Annotated in this window: 14 protein-coding genes and 1 pseudogene; 8 read left to right on the top strand and 7 right to left on the bottom strand. The window is 66.3% G+C overall.

What is annotated here, in order from left to right; genetic code table 11:
• Positions 1 to 14: 14 nt before the first annotated feature.
• The 4 genes from QW868_RS00240 to nthA all read right to left on the bottom strand — a co-directional run bounded on the left by QW868_RS00240 (position 15) and on the right by nthA (position 2,657).
• Positions 15 to 791: a hypothetical protein gene (locus QW868_RS00240; protein WP_316229652.1), complete on the bottom strand. Its 777-nt coding sequence runs from the start codon at positions 789 to 791 to the stop codon at positions 15 to 17.
• Positions 792 to 976: 185 nt separating this feature from the next.
• Positions 977 to 1,363: a nitrile hydratase accessory protein gene (locus tag QW868_RS00235; protein WP_316229651.1), complete on the bottom strand. Its 387-nt coding sequence runs from the start codon at positions 1,361 to 1,363 to the stop codon at positions 977 to 979.
• A complete protein-coding gene (gene nthB, locus QW868_RS00230) occupies positions 1,360 to 2,022 on the bottom strand; it encodes a nitrile hydratase subunit beta (RefSeq protein WP_315779952.1) in 663 nt (220 codons plus the stop codon). Before nthB ends, QW868_RS00235 begins: the two co-directional genes overlap by 4 nt.
• Entirely contained in the window at positions 2,022 to 2,657 is a 636-nt protein-coding gene (gene nthA / locus QW868_RS00225) for a nitrile hydratase subunit alpha (protein ID WP_315779950.1), read from the bottom strand. The genes nthB and nthA overlap by 1 nt, the downstream gene beginning before the upstream one ends.
• Positions 2,658 to 2,935: 278 nt before the next feature.
• Here nthA and QW868_RS00220 point away from each other — a divergent pair, with 278 nt between their 5' ends.
• A complete protein-coding gene (locus QW868_RS00220; protein ID WP_316229650.1) occupies positions 2,936 to 4,396 on the top strand; it encodes a GH1 family beta-glucosidase in 1,461 nt (486 codons plus the stop codon).
• Between the two features lie 103 nt (positions 4,397 to 4,499).
• Here the strand turns inward: QW868_RS00220 and QW868_RS00215 are convergent, their stop codons facing one another.
• A complete protein-coding gene (locus tag QW868_RS00215) occupies positions 4,500 to 4,640 on the bottom strand; it encodes a hypothetical protein (RefSeq protein WP_315737998.1) in 141 nt (46 codons plus the stop codon).
• On the opposite strand from QW868_RS00215, the gene QW868_RS00210 reads away from it, so the two are divergent.
• Positions 4,639 to 5,472, top strand: coding sequence for a hypothetical protein (locus QW868_RS00210; RefSeq protein WP_316229649.1), 834 nt, complete (start codon positions 4,639 to 4,641; stop codon positions 5,470 to 5,472). The genes QW868_RS00215 and QW868_RS00210 overlap by 2 nt on opposite strands.
• 70 nt (positions 5,473 to 5,542) lie before the next feature.
• On the opposite strand, the gene QW868_RS00205 is transcribed toward QW868_RS00210, so the two are convergent.
• Positions 5,543 to 6,367 carry a hypothetical protein gene (locus QW868_RS00205; protein WP_315779945.1) on the bottom strand — a complete coding sequence of 275 codons (825 nt, stop codon included), beginning with the start codon at positions 6,365 to 6,367 and terminating at the stop codon, positions 5,543 to 5,545.
• A gap of 358 nt (positions 6,368 to 6,725) precedes the next feature.
• Between QW868_RS00205 and QW868_RS00200 the strand changes: the two genes are divergently transcribed.
• The 3 genes and pseudogenes from QW868_RS00200 to QW868_RS00190 form a co-directional block, all read left to right on the top strand.
• Positions 6,726 to 7,544, top strand: coding sequence for a DUF2167 domain-containing protein (locus QW868_RS00200; protein WP_316229648.1), 819 nt, complete (start codon positions 6,726 to 6,728; stop codon positions 7,542 to 7,544).
• Entirely contained in the window at positions 7,541 to 8,266 is a 726-nt protein-coding gene (locus QW868_RS00195; RefSeq protein WP_316229647.1) for a site-2 protease family protein, read from the top strand. Before QW868_RS00200 ends, QW868_RS00195 begins: the two co-directional genes overlap by 4 nt.
• A gap of 80 nt (positions 8,267 to 8,346) precedes the next feature.
• Positions 8,347 to 8,545: pseudogene (locus QW868_RS00190) on the top strand (ABC transporter ATP-binding protein); the annotation flags it as partial.
• A 173-nt stretch (positions 8,546 to 8,718) separates the two neighbouring features.
• On the opposite strand, the gene QW868_RS00185 reads toward QW868_RS00190, so the two are convergent.
• A complete protein-coding gene (locus QW868_RS00185; RefSeq protein WP_316229646.1) occupies positions 8,719 to 9,543 on the bottom strand; it encodes a hypothetical protein in 825 nt (274 codons plus the stop codon).
• 478 nt (positions 9,544 to 10,021) lie between these two features.
• On the opposite strand from QW868_RS00185, the gene QW868_RS00180 reads away from it, so the two are divergent.
• The 3 genes from QW868_RS00180 to QW868_RS00170 are packed head-to-tail and all read left to right on the top strand — an operon-like array spanning position 10,022 to position 14,805.
• Entirely contained in the window at positions 10,022 to 11,041 is a 1,020-nt protein-coding gene (locus tag QW868_RS00180) for a TRAP transporter substrate-binding protein (RefSeq protein WP_315811018.1), read from the top strand.
• A 25-nt stretch (positions 11,042 to 11,066) separates the two neighbouring features.
• Positions 11,067 to 13,133, top strand: a complete 2,067-nt coding sequence (locus tag QW868_RS00175) for a TRAP transporter large permease subunit (protein ID WP_316160192.1) — start codon at positions 11,067 to 11,069, stop codon at positions 13,131 to 13,133.
• A 28-nt stretch (positions 13,134 to 13,161) separates the two neighbouring features.
• Positions 13,162 to 14,805: an acyl-CoA synthetase gene (locus QW868_RS00170; RefSeq protein ID WP_316160194.1), complete on the top strand. Its 1,644-nt coding sequence runs from the start codon at positions 13,162 to 13,164 to the stop codon at positions 14,803 to 14,805.
• The last annotated feature ends 21 nt before the right edge of the window (positions 14,806 to 14,826 follow it).

Genomic DNA, 14,826 nt, shown 5'->3' with positions numbered 1-14,826 from the left:
CGACAGACGAGCGCTCAGGCGGCTTCGTTGTCCGACGGCTCACGCTGGCTGACGATGACGAGATCCGCATCGGCGAGGTCGTGGCCGTCATCGGCCTCATTGGCTGCAGCGGAGGCCGCCTGCGCGACGAGGCGCGCGGTGATGTCGTCCTTGGCGTCCTTGCCGCTCTTCTCCCAGGCAGGCGCGTTGAGCACGACGATGTCGTCGTCGTGGGCGGCACCGTCGTGATCGGCGGGCACGATCGACGGCGACTTCACTGGGGTGTCGACGATACGCAGGGTGGGGGCCTCGGCTTCGACCGGCTCCGCTGCGGCTGCGGCCGGTTCGTCCTCGGCCATTTCTGCCTGCTCCGGCTCGGGGGGCGCGGCCTCTTCGGCGGGGGCATCGGTGTCGGCGCTCGCAGCGCGGGCCACAGCCTCGGCGGCTTCGGCGGGCTGTTCGGCGGCCGCGGCAAGGCCCTCCTTGGCCGGCGCATCATCATGCGGCGCGAGGCCGAGATGCTGCGAGATTTCCTTGATCAGCCTGTCGATCGCCACCAGCACGCGATACTCCGGGATCGAGGCCATATGCTGCTCGAACCGGTTGCGCGCATATTGCAGCGAATCGATCACGTCGGTGGCGATGGAGGAGCCCGACGCCTCGGTGCCGTGCAGGGCACCGGCGGCCTTCTCGGTCGAGCTCTCGATCAGCAGGAAGGCCTCGTATTGCGGAATCGATTTGAGCTTCTCGTGATAGTCCTGACGCACGCCGGCGAGCGTGTCGACGATGGTGGCGAACTCTGGCGCGGGCATTTCGACGTCCCCCTCAACTTCAGCAAAGAAGATGCGCGGGACGCTACGGACGCACTGATGAACGTTCAATTTCGAACGAATACCGCTATTCGCGGCATGAATAGCCGGCCGTTAAGACCGGACCATCAAAAGCAGGATCGCTCGCTCACCGGGCATTAAGCATCCGTCGGACGCGCGCGAAGGGCTCAGCCGACAAAATCCTCGGGCCTGAGCTCGATCGGCTTGCCATGCGGGGTGCGATCGGCAGCGTGATCCCAGGCATTGCGGTAACGCGTCAGTGCGTCGGCGGAGGTGACGCCCTTCTCGGCGACGAGGCGCTCGAGCGTCGCGAGCCAGTGCCGGTAATAGGTATCGCCGCAATCGGGATCGCCAGACGCTTGCGCGCGCGAAATCTCGTCGGCGAGCGCAGCCGCCCATTCGGGCCAGGTAAAGAGGCCGCGGGCGTGCAGCGTGACGGCCATCGCGAAGGCGTGGGCTTCCCACGGCTCGCGAAACACGGGCCCGCTGTCGTCGACGGGAATGCCGGGCAGGGCGCGCGTCGCCGCGGCCGCCGCCTCGCGGTCCGGTTTCATCGGGCCGGCTCCAGATAGGGCTCGAAGGCGTCGACCGTGACCTCCAGCAGCGGATCGGGCGCATCGGCCCACAGCTCGGCGCCGCTGAACGACACCGTGTAGAGCCATTGCGGGTCTTCGCCGCCGCCATGGGCGTTGCTGTCCGGAAACACGTGCACGCCTCTGACCGCCTCGACGCGGCCGAGATGGCCGCGCACGTAGCGCGGCAGCCGCGTATGCGTCGTCGGATGGATGTCCTTGGCGCGGACGCGGTCGCCGACCGCGAACAGCGCCGGCTTCGTCGCCGCGCGCTCGGTCGGGCCGCCGCGACGCAAGGTCGGCGCGACGGCATCGGCGGTGAGGATCTTGGCGACGGGCTTGGCCGGATGCAGCACCTTGCCGGCGACGATCTCATCGGCGTCGACCAGATGCCGCTCCTGCATCAGCCGTTCGATGCCCGCGAGCCAGATCTGGTAGTAGCTCATGCCGAGGTAGTCGTCCGGCGGACGGTTCTCGCGCGCGAAGCGCGACATGTCGATGTTCCAGCCGCCGGGCGTCGCCATCGCCAGCGTCATGGCAAAGGCGCGACGCTCCCATTCGGCGTGGAACACCGGCTCGTTCGGCTCGGGGCGGACCGGACCAAAGCCGGCCACGCCGCCCATGTCATGCGCACCATCCATCAGCGGCCAACCTCGTGCGGTTGCTTCGGCAGGCCGGTGCCGATCATGCTGTCGCGCGTGACGAGCGCGGCGAGCTGATCCTCGCTCCAGCCATCGGTCCCGGCGGGGCGGATCGGCAGCACGAAGTAGCGGACCTCGGCCGTCGAATCCCACACCCGAATCTTCGTCGTCGGCGGCAGCTCGAAGCCGAAATCCTTCAGGACGCCGCGCGGATCCTTCACCGCCTTGGCGCGATAGGGCGCCGATTTGTACCAGACCGGCGGCAGGCCGAGCACGGGCCACGGATAGCAGGAGCACAGCGTGCACACGACCATGTTGTGCAGATCCGGCGTGTTCTCGACCGCCACGATGTGCTCGCCCTGGCGGCCGGCATAGCCGAGCTCGCCGATCGCAGGCGTGGCGTCGGCAAGAAGGCGCGCCCGATAGGCGGGATCGGTCCAGGCCCGCGCCACCACCTGCGCGCCGTTGCGGGGACCGACCTTGCTCTCATAGGTCTCGATGAGCACGTCGAGCGCGGCGGGGTCGATATACCCCTTCTCGGTCAGGATGCTTTCGAGCGCGCGGACGCGCAGATCGGTCTCGGACAGGTCCGAGTGATCGTGCTGATGGTCGTGATGGTGATCGTGATCCGTCATGACTCAACCATAGGCGTAATCGGGCACCACTGTCGAGCCGGGGCCACTACGAACCCACGGTGCGAGCAGCCGCGTTTCACTGCCGCCGCAGCCGTGCGGCGGTCACAATGCCGAGCGCGGCGTCCTCGGTCATTGACGCGCCGATTCCGGACGCAGATGTGATCGGGGCCGCTCCATTGCCGCCACCTCGGGCGGTTCAAATCGGAGCCCAGATATGGTTCGTAGTGCTTTCGCCGTCCCGATCGGGCACGATAGCAGCAGAGGTTTGAGGTTCATCAATGCCGAACGACGTTTCCCGCCGTGATCTTGCGAAGCTGGCCGGGCTGGCCGCCCTCGGGGCGGCCAATGGCCCGGCGCAAGCGGAGGAGGGCGCGGTGAAGGAGGACATCGGGCGGCGGTTTCCCGCCGATTTCGTGTGGGGGACGGCGACGTCGTCGTACCAGATCGAGGGCGGGGCTACGGCCGATGGCCGCGGGCCGTCGATCTGGGACGTGTTCACGCATTTGCAGGGCAACATCGAGGACGGCAGCACTGGCGACGTCGCCTGTGATCACTACAACCGCTACAAGGACGACGTGCGGCTGATCAAGGAGCTCGGCTGCCGGGCCTATCGGTTCTCGATCGCCTGGCCCCGGCTGTTTCCCGACGGCGGGCTGACGCCCAATCCGAAGGGCCTCGACTTCTACAACCGGCTCGTCGACGAGCTCCTGGCGAACGGCATCACGCCGTACGCAACGCTGTATCATTGGGATCTGCCGCAGGCGCTGCAGGACCGTGTCGGCGGCTGGCTCTCGGCCGACACGGCCAGGGCCTTTGCGCAATATGCGGGCTACGTCGCGCAGCATCTCGGCGACCGTGTCAAGACCATCTTCACCATCAACGAATGCGGCCGCTTCGTCCCGTTCGGCTATGGCCTCGGCGTCGACGCGCCCGGGCTGAAGCTGCCGCAGCAGCAGGTCAACCAGGCGCGCCATCACGTGGCGCTGGCGCACGGTCTCGCCGTCCAGGCCATCCGCTCCGGCGGGCGCGCCGGCATGCGCGTCGGCATGGCCGAGAACATCACGGCCTGCCTGCCGGCGATCGACACGCCGGAGAACATCCGCGCCGCCGAGATCGCGACGCGCGAATTGAATGCCGGCTTTCTCAACGTCATCCTCGAGGGGCGCTATACCGAAGGGTTCCTGGCGTGGTCCGGCAAGGACGCGCCGAAGTTTACCGCCGACGAACTGAAGATCATTTCGGCGCCGGTCGATTTCGTCGGCCTCAATATCTACGCGCCGCAAGCCTATGTCGTCGCGTCGGACCGCGCGGCCGGATTCGACGTGCTGCCGATGCCGTCCTCGTTCCCGCACATGAGCTCACCCTGGCTGCTGGTCGGTCCGGAGACGGCCTATTGGGTGCCGAAGCTCGCCGCCAAGATCTGGAATCTCCAGACCATCTACATCACCGAGAACGGCACCTCCTCGGACGACAAGCTGACCGCCGATGGCAAGGTCCACGACCTCGACCGCGTGATGTATCTGCGCAACTATCTCGCCCAGCTGCAGCGCGCTACGTCCGAGGGCGTGCCCGTGAAGGGCTACTTCCTGTGGAGCCTGCTGGACAATTTCGAGTGGGTGTTCGGCTACAAGCAGCGCTTCGGCATCTATCACGTCGACTTCGACACGCAGGTGCGCACGCCCAAGCTCAGCGCGTCGTACTACCATCACGTGATCAGCCGCAACGCCGTGAGCGCGTGAAGCGCCGCGACGCCACCCGGGGTCCAGCCGGACGCAGTCCGCGCCATTCAGGCGGCCAATGTGCCGTCGGCATCCGGCGCATTGAGTGTCGGCACGCCGGCCTTCACGCCGCGATTGCAAATTCATGATGCGGAAAGCACACCTTGTGCGACTCTTTTGCGCGCATGCCGTTTTCGTGGCGAAAGCTGGCTGCAGATGACGTAAACCGGCAATCTGCCGGCCCCTCAAGCGAGTTTTCCAGCATGCAAGTTTCCGTTGTTTGTCCGCCAGCCGTCCGCGCCGGCGTTCTGTTCTGCGTCCTCGGAGTGATCGCTGGCTCCAGCGCCTGGGCTCAGGGAGCCGCGAACGATGCGGCCAAGCCCGCCACGGAGCAGTCTGCCGCGCCGACGGCCGACAAGCCCGCAGAGTCCGAGCCGAAACCCGCGGTCGCTGAAACCAGGCCCGCCGAGCAGCCCTCGGATGCCGCCGGCAAGCCTGCGGCCGAGCCTGAGAAGACGGCCGAGAAGCCCGGCGAGCCAGCCGCTGCGGACACCAAGCCCGTTCAGGCCACAGACAGCGCGAGCCAGCCGCCGGCGGACAAGGCATCGACTGAAAAAACCGCGACGGATGCTGCGGCCGAGAGCAAGCCGGCCGAGGCCAAATCCGAGACCAAGGTCGAACCGAACTCCGGCACCGACGTCGGCCAGAAGCCGGCCGTGACCGAGTCGAAACCGGCAGAGCCCACTCTGGCCGTTCAGCCCGCTGCCGTCGCCAAGGACGCGCCCGCATCGGAGAAGGTCGAGGAGAAGGCCGCCGAGAGCAAGCCCGCGGCCACGCCGGAGAAGGCGGCTGCGAAGCAGAACACCGCAACCACGTCAGCCAAGCCCGAACGGCACGGCCAAGCGCATCACCATGCCGAGGACGACGCCAAGCCCGCCAAGCGCGAGCACCGCGCCCGCAAGCCCAAGAGCGAACCGAAGAGCGACATGAAGCGGGAGGCGAAGAGGCGGGGTGTGAACTGCAAGAGCTTCCGCACCTATGACGCGGAGAAGGGCACCTATCGGGGCTACGACGGGCGCGTTCACACCTGCTCGTAAGGACCGATCGGCGAGTGCGCTCATCGGCGGCGGCCAAGACCGCCACCGATCGCCGCTGCCGATCACACCATCAACGCGGCATCGGCGGCTGAATGCCCGAGGTGTTGCGGGTAAAGAGTGTCCCGAACGTCGAGCCCTGCGGCTGCGCCGGCTGCGGACGGGCCATTCCCGTCGTGGTCCGCTGCTGCGGCGTCACGATGATCTGCTGGGGCGGGCCCGGGGGGACCGCAGTGCCGCGTGCCTGCACCGCCTGGTTCGTCATCCGCGACACCAGTCGCATCAGCTGATCCTGGCCGGCCTGCAGTTGCTCGATGGCGCGGGTGTGATCGCGGCTGGCCTGATCCTGCGTCGACTTGATCTGCTCGATGCCCTGCTGCAGCTCGGCGATGTCGCGCGCCATCCTCTGCATCAACGTTCCCGGCTCACGGGCGCCGGTGGTGTCTTCCGCTCCCCTCAGTGAGGCATTCGACATCATGGCATCCTCGCTGCCCTGCTGGACCGACGCCTCATCCTGCGACGCTTCGCTGGCGCCCGGCATCCAGCGGTCCATCAGCGAGGTGCCGGCGTCGCGCTGCGACCAGGCGACGGAGCCACCGACCAGCACGACCAACAGAGCGAGACCAACGGCGTTGCGCCCGCGCAGCTTGCCGAGCGGCGCCTTCATCCGCGCCCAGCGGCCGGCCCCGCTGCCCGTCGCCTCGCTCGTGCTCGCCGCCGCAGCAGCATCCGCCGCCACACCCGGCTTCTCGATCGCCGCGAGCCGCGTATCGATCCGGGTCAGCACCTCGCGCAGCACCCGCCGGTACAGTTGATCGTAGCTTGCCTTCTCGGGCTTCTCCGGGGCGAGGCCGATCTCGCTCTGATCAATCTGTTGCACGTTCTGTGTGGACTGCATTGCTGATCCCCAAACCCTTTAGCCCGCCGCCGACGCCGCTGTTCTCTTTGAATTTTCAAACGTGACTCGACCCGCCGCTTTGGCCGAAAGCAAGACAGCGTCGTGACGAGGAGGGGGCCTTTTCGGACCATCTCTCCCTCGGTGCAGCGCCAGCAGATCGCTTCGAGAGGCCTGAATCCGCCCTTGGTTGCGCACCGCCGAGCCTTCGAGGTACTATCCGACCGATATTTTTGGGGGACTGGGGCCGGTGCAGAGCTTGATTGTCATTGCGCGCGCAGTGTTGTGCGCAGCGTTCGTAGTCCTTGCGGTTCACGTGCAGGCCGCGCCAGCGGATGAGGCCACGCGCAAGGCTGAATTGATGGCGGCTTGGCAGGCGGCGAGCCAGGCGGGCACCGACGGACCAAGCGACATCGTGCTGATCGATCAGGGCACGCTGAAGCTGCCGGCCGACTACTTCTACGTGCCGAAGAGCGAAGGCCTGCGGGTCCTACGCGCGCTCGGCAACGTCGTCAACGACGCGACCTTCGTCGGGCTGGTCGTCGGCAGACGCCAGAACGACGATTGGATGGTGGTCATCAAGCACATCAAGGACGGCTACATCAAAGACGACGACGCCAAGAACTGGAACGCGGACGATCTCCTGAGCAACCTTCGCGCCGGCGCCGAGGAGGCGAACAAGGACCGTGCGGCGCGCGGATTTCCGGAAATGGCCGTCGTCGGCTGGGTCGAGCCGCCGGCCTACGATGCCACGACGCATCGTCTCGTCTGGTCGCTGCTCGCGAAGGAGAAGGGCCAGCCCGACGATGCGCCGAAGAACGTCAACTACAACACCTACGCGCTCGGGCGTGACGGCTATTTCAGCCTGAACCTCCTGTCCGGCTCGGAGCGGATCGCGGGGGACAAGGCGGTGGCGCACGAGCTGCTGTCCGATCTCTCCTACAATGCCGGCAAGCGCTATGAGGATTTCAGCGCGAGCACGGATCGGATCGCCGAATATGGATTGCTTGCGCTGGTCGGCGGCGTTGCCGCCAAGAAGCTCGGACTGCTGGCGCTCGCCGGCGCCTTCGTCCTGAAGTTCGCCAAGATCATCATCTTCGCGGTCATCGGGTTCGGGGCTGCGGTCATGAACTTCTTCCGCCGCAAGTCGCGCAACGACAACGCCGGCGGAGCTGCGTGAAAGCCCTCCTGCTGATCCTGTTCTCCGGCCTGAAATGGGGCAAGCTCGCGATGAGCGGCGGCACCATGCTGCTGTCGCTGGTCGTGTATGCCGGCATCTGGGGCTGGCGCTATGCCGCCGGATTCATCGCGCTCCTGTTCGCCCATGAAATGGGGCACTACATCGCGGCGCGCCAGCGCGGCCTCAACGTCGGCGCTCCCGCCTTCATCCCCTTCGTGGGGGCGTGGATCGCGCTGAAGGAGCAGCCGGTCGACGTCGAGACGGAGGCCTATGTGGCGCTCGCCGGCCCGCTGGTCGGGACTGCTGCGGCGCTGGCGGTCTATCTGTGGGCGAGGTCGGACGACAGCGGCCTGCTGCTTGCGATTGCCTATTCCGGCCTGTTCCTCAACCTGTTCAACCTGCTGCCGATCTCGCCGCTGGACGGCGGCCGCGTCACCAGCGTGCTGAGTCCGCGCATCTGGCTGCTTGGCGTTCCCATGCTGCTGACCTTGATGCTCTATCGGCCGAGCCCGATGCTGATCATCATCGCCATCCTCGCAGCGCCACAACTGATGAAGGCCTGGCGCTACGATCCCGGCGCGCCCGAGAACGTCGCCTATTACGGCACGACGCTGCAGACGAAGCTCGAATATGCCGGGACTTATCTCGCGCTGGCGGCGCTTCTCGCCGTCATGACCTACGACGTGCACGAGATGCTTGGGCACTTGCGTCAGCTTGGCTGAGTGCTGTTGAGGTCGCCGCTTCAGTTGAGAAGCTTCATGTAGGTCAAGGCGCCGCCTCGTCGTGAGGACATGGGCCTTCCTCAGCGTCCGAGGTCGCCGACTTCTCCGACCTCATCCGCGACGTGCTGCTGGTCGATCACAACGTCAAGAGCGTGTCGGCGCTGGTCGATCGCGTGCTCGCGATGTATCTCGGCAAGAGGATCGCCGAGGGCAGGGCGACCGAGGGTGATGCAGGACGAGACCGTGCGCCGCGTCTATCTCGGCGGCGCGCTGGTCGCAGCCTTGCCGGCGGCCCGGCGGTGCAGATCGCGCGATCCGGCATCGTGCTGGATCATGCCAAGATCGTCTGGGAAGGCCCGCCTGAACGCTTCGAGGCGGAGGCTGCGGCGGACTATCTCTGAGGGACAGGAGCAGGGGTCCCAGCTCCCTGCCCGGATCTCATTCGTTCGGAGCTACGGGAAACGGGGCGGGCGCGCCTGGGGCGGCCGGGGCGCGAGGCGCGCCGCTGCGCCGACGGTCGTCGGTTCGGTCTTCGCAGCGCGGAACGCACGCGCGAGCTGGTCCTGGCTCGCCTGCAGCTGTTCGATCGCCCTGGCGTGATCGCGGTTGGCCTGCTCCTGACTGGCCTTGAGCTCCTGAAACCCGCTCTGCAGTTCGGCGACATCATGCGCGATCTTCTCGATCAGCGGCGCGACGTCCCGGTCGGGAGCGGGCGGCATGTCATGCTCCGGCGTTGCCTCCGCCATCGCGGAGGATGGATCGCTGGAGCGCGTTGATGCTGATGCCGTCTCGGGTGTCGGCGAAACGGATGGTGATGGCGAGGAAGGGGCCGTCTCTGCCGTCTCGGCCGCGCTCGATCCGCTCGCCGCCGTCTCCGGTGACCCGGCCGGATTCGCCGTCTGAGCGTTCTCACGCCGGATGGATTGAACCGCCGCTTCGATCCGGTCGGTGACGGAGGTGATGGTCTCAGTATGGTCCCGCGCCAGGGTGACGGCAGCGCCGACGAGCCCGGCTGACGCTATCAGCGTGATCATCGCCCGCAATACGGGCCGGCGCCGGGTCGGAGGAGGCGTTTCCACGGGCTCGCTGCCTACAGCGGGGTCGGCAGCCTCGACTGCATCAGCGGCGGCCTGGGCCTCGATGGCGGCGATCCGCTGGTCGATACGTGCGCGCACCTCGGCCAGCACCCGCTGATAGATCTCCTCGCAGATATCGTCGTCGGGCGGCAGCGCGACATCACCCGGATCAACTTCCTTCGGCGTCGACTGAACTGGCATGTCTTCGGGTCCCATTCGCGATACGCCCGTGCCCAATCCTGAAGGATGCGCTTTTGACCTCCGGGCTTTGACCAAACGAAGACTGCGGGGTGACAAGGCGGGGGCGATTTCGCACAGGCGCCGACGTGCGCTGGGCGGGCCGTTGTGCGGCTTCTCACGTCAGGAGCCGCCCATAAGCAATTCGCATAAGGTATATTATGGAATATTAATATGCTAGGGCAAATCAGAGACTTGCGGCCGACTCCTCAAACTCTGCCGTAGCACCGAGCCTGCAGCCCGCGTCGCGAGCACGACCATCGCCGCTCGCCATTGGCGCCTGAAACCCGCGCCAAGGCGCCCGCAGCGAACGCCGCATATTGCTGCTGCGGCTCATCGCTGCAATAAGCGCTGATGACGCTGCTAACGTCGCGGGATTCGGACCGCGCCATCATGCGGCGACTGGATGCAACAAGAAGAAGCTTCTCAGGGAGAAACGAGCATGAGCCTGTCACGACGCGCGCTGCTGAAGGCCTCCGCAGCGTCAGCCGTACTGGGTGGGATCGCGGCGCCGCATGTGGCGCGCGCCCAGAGCGCCGAATTCACCTACAAGTACGCCAACAACCTGCCCGACACCCATCCGCTCAACGTTCGTGCCAAGGAGATGGCGGCGGCGATCAAGGCCGAGACCAACGGCAAGTTCGACTTGCAGATCTTCCCGAACAACCAGCTCGGATCCGACACGGACATGCTGAGCCAGATCCGCTCCGGCGGCGTCGAGTTCTTCACGCTGTCCGGGCTGATCCTGGCGACCCTGGTGCCGGCGGCCTCGATCAACGGCATCGGCTTCGCGTTCCCGGACTACGACACGGTCTGGAAGGCCATGGACGGCGATCTCGGCGCTTACGTGCGCGGCCAGATCAACAAGGCCGGCCTGGTGGTCATGGACAAGATCTGGGACAACGGCTTCCGCCAGACGACGTCGTCGACCAAGCCGATCAATGGGCCCGACGACCTCAAGGGCTTCAAGATCCGCGTGCCGGTGTCGCCGCTGTGGACCTCGATGTTCAAGGCATTCGAGGCGGCGCCCGCCTCGATCAATTTCAGCGAGGTCTATTCGGCGCTGCAGACTAAGGTGGTCGAGGGCCAGGAAAACCCGCTGGCGATCATCTCGACCGCCAAGCTCTACGAGGTGCAGAAATACTGCTCGCTGACCAACCACATGTGGGACGGCTTCTGGTTCCTAGCGAACCGCCGCGCCTGGGAGGCCGTGCCGGCCGACATGCGCACGATCGTCGCCAAGCACATCAACGCGGCCGCCCTAAAGGAGCGTGAGGACGTCGCCAAGCTCAATGCCGGCCTGCAAGCAGAGCTCGCATCGAAGGGCCTGACCTTCAATCAGCCCAACGTCGCGCCGTTCCGCGACAAGCTGCGTACCGCCGGCTTCTATGCCGAGTGGAAGGGCAAGTATGGCGACGAGGCCTGGGCGCTGTTGGAAAAGGCCGTCGGCAAGCTGTCGTAACGTGTAGGGGCGTTCGGGTGACGTCATGGCGCATGCCGAGTTCACGGAAATCGCGATCAGCGAGGTGGTCATCGAGACCCCTCGCCGCCGGTCCTGGCTGGATGGACTGGAGGCCCTGCTCGGCCTCCTCGTCGAGATTCCAGCCGCGCTGCTCGTCGTGGCCGAGATCGTCATCCTCTTCGCGGGCGTGGTCGCGCGCTACGTGTTGCACCAGCCGCTGATCTGGTCGGACGAACTGGCCTCGATCCTGTTCCTGTGGCTCGCCATGCTCGGCGCCGTCGTTGCGTTCCGCCGGTCCGAGCACATGCGGATGACGGCGGCCGTTGCCATGGCAGGCCCTCGACTATGGGTCTTTCTGGACATCGCAGCGATCGCCGCGGCACTGGCATTCCTGCTGATGGTGGCTTGGCCGGCCTATGAATACGCCTATGAGGAAAGCTTCATCACCACGCCGGCGCTGCAGATCGCCAATATCTGGCGGGCGGCGGCACTGCCGATCGGCATTGGCCTGATGGCGGTGTTCGCGGTGCTGCGGTTGGCGCGGTGCGGCGAGCACCGGATAGTCGTGGGCGCGATCCTATCGGTTGCCCTCATTATCGGACTGTACTGGTATGCGCTCCCTCACCTGTGGGTGCTCCCGGTTCCGAAGCCGGAGAGCTGGCTCGGGGCGCTGGCTGTTGGTACCTGCTTGGCAGTGCTATTTGCCTTCCTGCTAGTAGCGCGCAGCAGCCAGAACAAGTTGGTCGTAGGCGCGATTATGTGTGTCGTCGCCGTGATCGCGCTGTTCTGGCTGGCGCAACCGCTGCTGAAGCCGCTCGGCAACATCAATCTCGTGATTTTCTTCGTCGGCGTGGTCGGCTTCTGCGTCTTCGCCGGCGTGCCGATCGCGTTCGCGTTCGGGTTGGCGATCTTCGGCTATCTCGCGCTGACCACCCGCACGCCGCTGATGGTGCTGGTCGGGCGCATGGACGAGGGCATGAGCCACTTGATCCTGCTGTCGGTGCCGCTGTTCGTCTTTCTCGGCCTGCTGATCGAGATGACCGGCATGGCGCGCGCCATGGTCGCGTTCCTGGCGAGCCTCTTGGGTCACGTCCGCGGCGGCCTGCACTACGTGCTGGTCGGCGCGATGTACCTGGTGTCCGGCATTTCCGGCGCCAAGGCGGCCGACATGGCCGCGGTCGCGCCGGTGCTGTTCCCGGAGATGAAGGCGCGCGGCGCCCGTCCCGGCGATCTCGTCGCCCTGCTCGCCGCCACCGGCGCACAGACCGAGACCATTCCGCCGAGCCTGGTTCTGATCACGATCGGCTCCGTCACCGGCGTGTCGATTGCGGCGCTGTTCACCGGCGGCCTGCTGCCGGGCGTCGTGCTGGCGATCACGCTGTGCGCGCTGGTGTGGTGGCGTTACCGCAACGAGGATATGAGCGGCGTCCGCCGCGCGACCGGAGCCGAGATCGGCAAGGCCTTCATCGTCTCGCTCCCTGCCCTGGCCCTGCCCTTCGTGATCCGCGCTGCCGTCGTCGAGGGCGTCGCGACGGCGACGGAGGTCTCTACCATCGGCATCGTCTATGGCGTGCTGGCGGGCCTGCTGGTCTATCGCCGCTTCGACTGGCGCCGCCTGATGCCGATGCTGATTGAGACGGCGGCGCTGTCCGGCGCCATCCTGCTGATCATCGGGACTGCGACCGGCATGGCCTGGGGCCTGACGCAGTCCGGCTTCTCACGCGCGCTGGCCTCCGCCATGACCGGGCTACCGGGCGGCCCGGCGACGTTCATCGCGGTCTCGATCGTCGCCTTCACGATCCTGGGCAGCGTGCTCGAGGGCATTCCGGCGATCGTGCTGTTCGGCCCGCTGCTGTTTCCGATCGCGCGTGCCGTCGGCGTGCACGAGGTGCACTATGCCATGGTGATCATCCTGGCGATGGGAATTGGCCTGTTCGCACCGCCGTTCGGAGTTGGATATTACGCCGCCTGCGCGATCGGCCGGGTCGATCCCGCCGAGGGCATCCGTCCGATCTGGGGCTACCTGCTGGCGCTTCTCATCGGCCTCATCATCGTTGCGATTTTTCCGTGGATTTCGATCGGGTTCCTGTAAACTCTTCAGATGACGAGGGAGGGTGGTGATGAGCACGAACCAGTATCAGCTCGGTCTGGACAAGACGCCGGCCAACTACGTGCCGCTGACCCCGCTCAGCTTCCTGGCGCGCAGCGCGGCCGTCTATCCCGACCACGTCAGCACGGTCTATGAAGGCCGCAGCTTCACCTGGCGCCAGACCTATGACCGCTGCCGGCGCTTCGCGTCGTACCTCGCGGGCCGCGGCATCGGCGTTGGCGACACGGTGGCGGCGATGCTGCCGAACATCCCGGCGATGAACGAGGCGCATTTTGCCGTGCCGATGGCCGGCGCCGTGCTCAACACGCTCAACATCCGCCTCGACGCGCCGTCGATCGCGTTCCAGCTCGATCACGGCCAGGCCAGGATCATCCTGGTCGATCCGGAGTTCTCAGGCGTGATCAGCGAAGCGCTGAAGCTGATGAGCGGCGCAAAGCCGTTCGTGATCGACGTCGACGACGCCTCCTATGCCGGCGGCAGCCGCATCGGCGAGATCGAGTACGAAGCCGCCGTCGCCTCGGGCGATCCGCTGTTCGAGCCGCGCCGTCCGGCGGACGAATGGGACGCGATCGCGATGAGCTACACCTCGGGCACCACAGGCAATCCCAAGGGCGTCGTCACCCATCACCGCGGTGCCTATCTGAACGCTGTCAGCAACATTCTCGCGGGCGGGCTCGGCCAGCATCCGGTCTATCTCTGGACCCTGCCGATGTTCCACTGCAACGGCTGGTGCTTCCCCTGGACCATGGCCGCCGCGGCCGGCGTCAATGTCTGCCTGCGCAAGGTGGAGCCGACGAAGATATTCGAGCTGATCGAGACCCACGGCGTCACCCACATGTGCGGCGCGCCGATCGTCTACAACGTGCTGATCAATGCGCCCGACGCGCCCAAGGGCAAGCGGGAGAAGCCCGTCGTCGGCCTGATCGCCGGCGCCGCGCCGCCGGTCGCGGTGCTCGAAGGTGCCGAGAGCATCGGCATCAAGCTGACGCATGTCTACGGCCTGACCGAGGTCTACGGCCCCGCCTCGGTCTGCGCCGAGCAGCCCGGCTGGGACGACCTGCCCGCGCCCGAGCGCGCGCGGCTGAAGCGGCGCCAGGGCGTGCCATATCCGTTGCAGGAAGCCGTCACCGTGCTCAATCCGGAGACGATGCAGGAGGTGCCGCGCGATGGCGAGACCATCGGCGAGGTCATGTTTCGCGGCAACATCGTCATGAAGGGCTATCTCAAGAACGAGAAGGCGACGCAGGAAGCTTTCGCCGGCGGCTGGTTTCACACCGGCGATCTCGGCGTGCTCGACGAGCACGGCTACGTCATCATCAAGGACCGCTCCAAGGACATCATCATCTCCGGCGGCGAGAACATCTCCTCCGTCGAGGTCGAGGACATCCTCTACAAGCACCCCGCCGTGCTGTTCGCCGCCGTCGTCGCCAAGCCCGATCCGAAATGGGGCGAAGTGCCCTGCGCCTTCGTCGAGCTGAAGGATGGCGCCGAGGCGACCGAAGCCGAGATCATCGCCTATTGCCGCAGCCACATGTCGGGCTTCAAGACGCCCAAGGTCGTGGTGTTCGGCCCGATCCCGAAGACGTCGACGGGCAAGATCCAGAAATTTCTGCTGCGCAATCAGATCGACTCGGCCAAGGCGATCTCGGCGTAAGCCAAGGACATGCGCATGAGC

The organism is Bradyrhizobium sp. SZCCHNR1051 (assembly GCF_032489615.1).
Taxonomy (GTDB): Bacteria; Pseudomonadota; Alphaproteobacteria; order Rhizobiales; family Xanthobacteraceae; genus Bradyrhizobium.
This window is presented reverse-complemented; position numbering and strand designations above follow the sequence as displayed.

Coding starts and splice junctions, on each gene's coding strand:
- nthB (WP_315779952.1), bottom strand. CDS start 2,022: ATGGATGGTGCGCATGACATGGGCGGCGTGGCCGGCTTTGGTCCGGTC.
- QW868_RS00240 (WP_316229652.1), bottom strand. CDS start 791: ATGCCCGCGCCAGAGTTCGCCACCATCGTCGACACGCTCGCCGGCGTG.
- QW868_RS00220 (WP_316229650.1), top strand. CDS start 2,936: ATGCCGAACGACGTTTCCCGCCGTGATCTTGCGAAGCTGGCCGGGCTG.
- QW868_RS00200 (WP_316229648.1), top strand. CDS start 6,726: ATGGCGGCTTGGCAGGCGGCGAGCCAGGCGGGCACCGACGGACCAAGC.
- QW868_RS00185 (WP_316229646.1), bottom strand. CDS start 9,543: ATGCCAGTTCAGTCGACGCCGAAGGAAGTTGATCCGGGTGATGTCGCG.
- QW868_RS00215 (WP_315737998.1), bottom strand. CDS start 4,640: ATGCTGGAAAACTCGCTTGAGGGGCCGGCAGATTGCCGGTTTACGTCA.
- QW868_RS00210 (WP_316229649.1), top strand. CDS start 4,639: ATGCAAGTTTCCGTTGTTTGTCCGCCAGCCGTCCGCGCCGGCGTTCTG.
- QW868_RS00175 (WP_316160192.1), top strand. CDS start 11,067: ATGGCGCATGCCGAGTTCACGGAAATCGCGATCAGCGAGGTGGTCATC.
- QW868_RS00170 (WP_316160194.1), top strand. CDS start 13,162: ATGAGCACGAACCAGTATCAGCTCGGTCTGGACAAGACGCCGGCCAAC.
- QW868_RS00180 (WP_315811018.1), top strand. CDS start 10,022: ATGAGCCTGTCACGACGCGCGCTGCTGAAGGCCTCCGCAGCGTCAGCC.
- QW868_RS00235 (WP_316229651.1), bottom strand. CDS start 1,363: ATGAAACCGGACCGCGAGGCGGCGGCCGCGGCGACGCGCGCCCTGCCC.
- nthA (WP_315779950.1), bottom strand. CDS start 2,657: ATGACGGATCACGATCACCATCACGACCATCAGCACGATCACTCGGAC.
- QW868_RS00205 (WP_315779945.1), bottom strand. CDS start 6,367: ATGCAGTCCACACAGAACGTGCAACAGATTGATCAGAGCGAGATCGGC.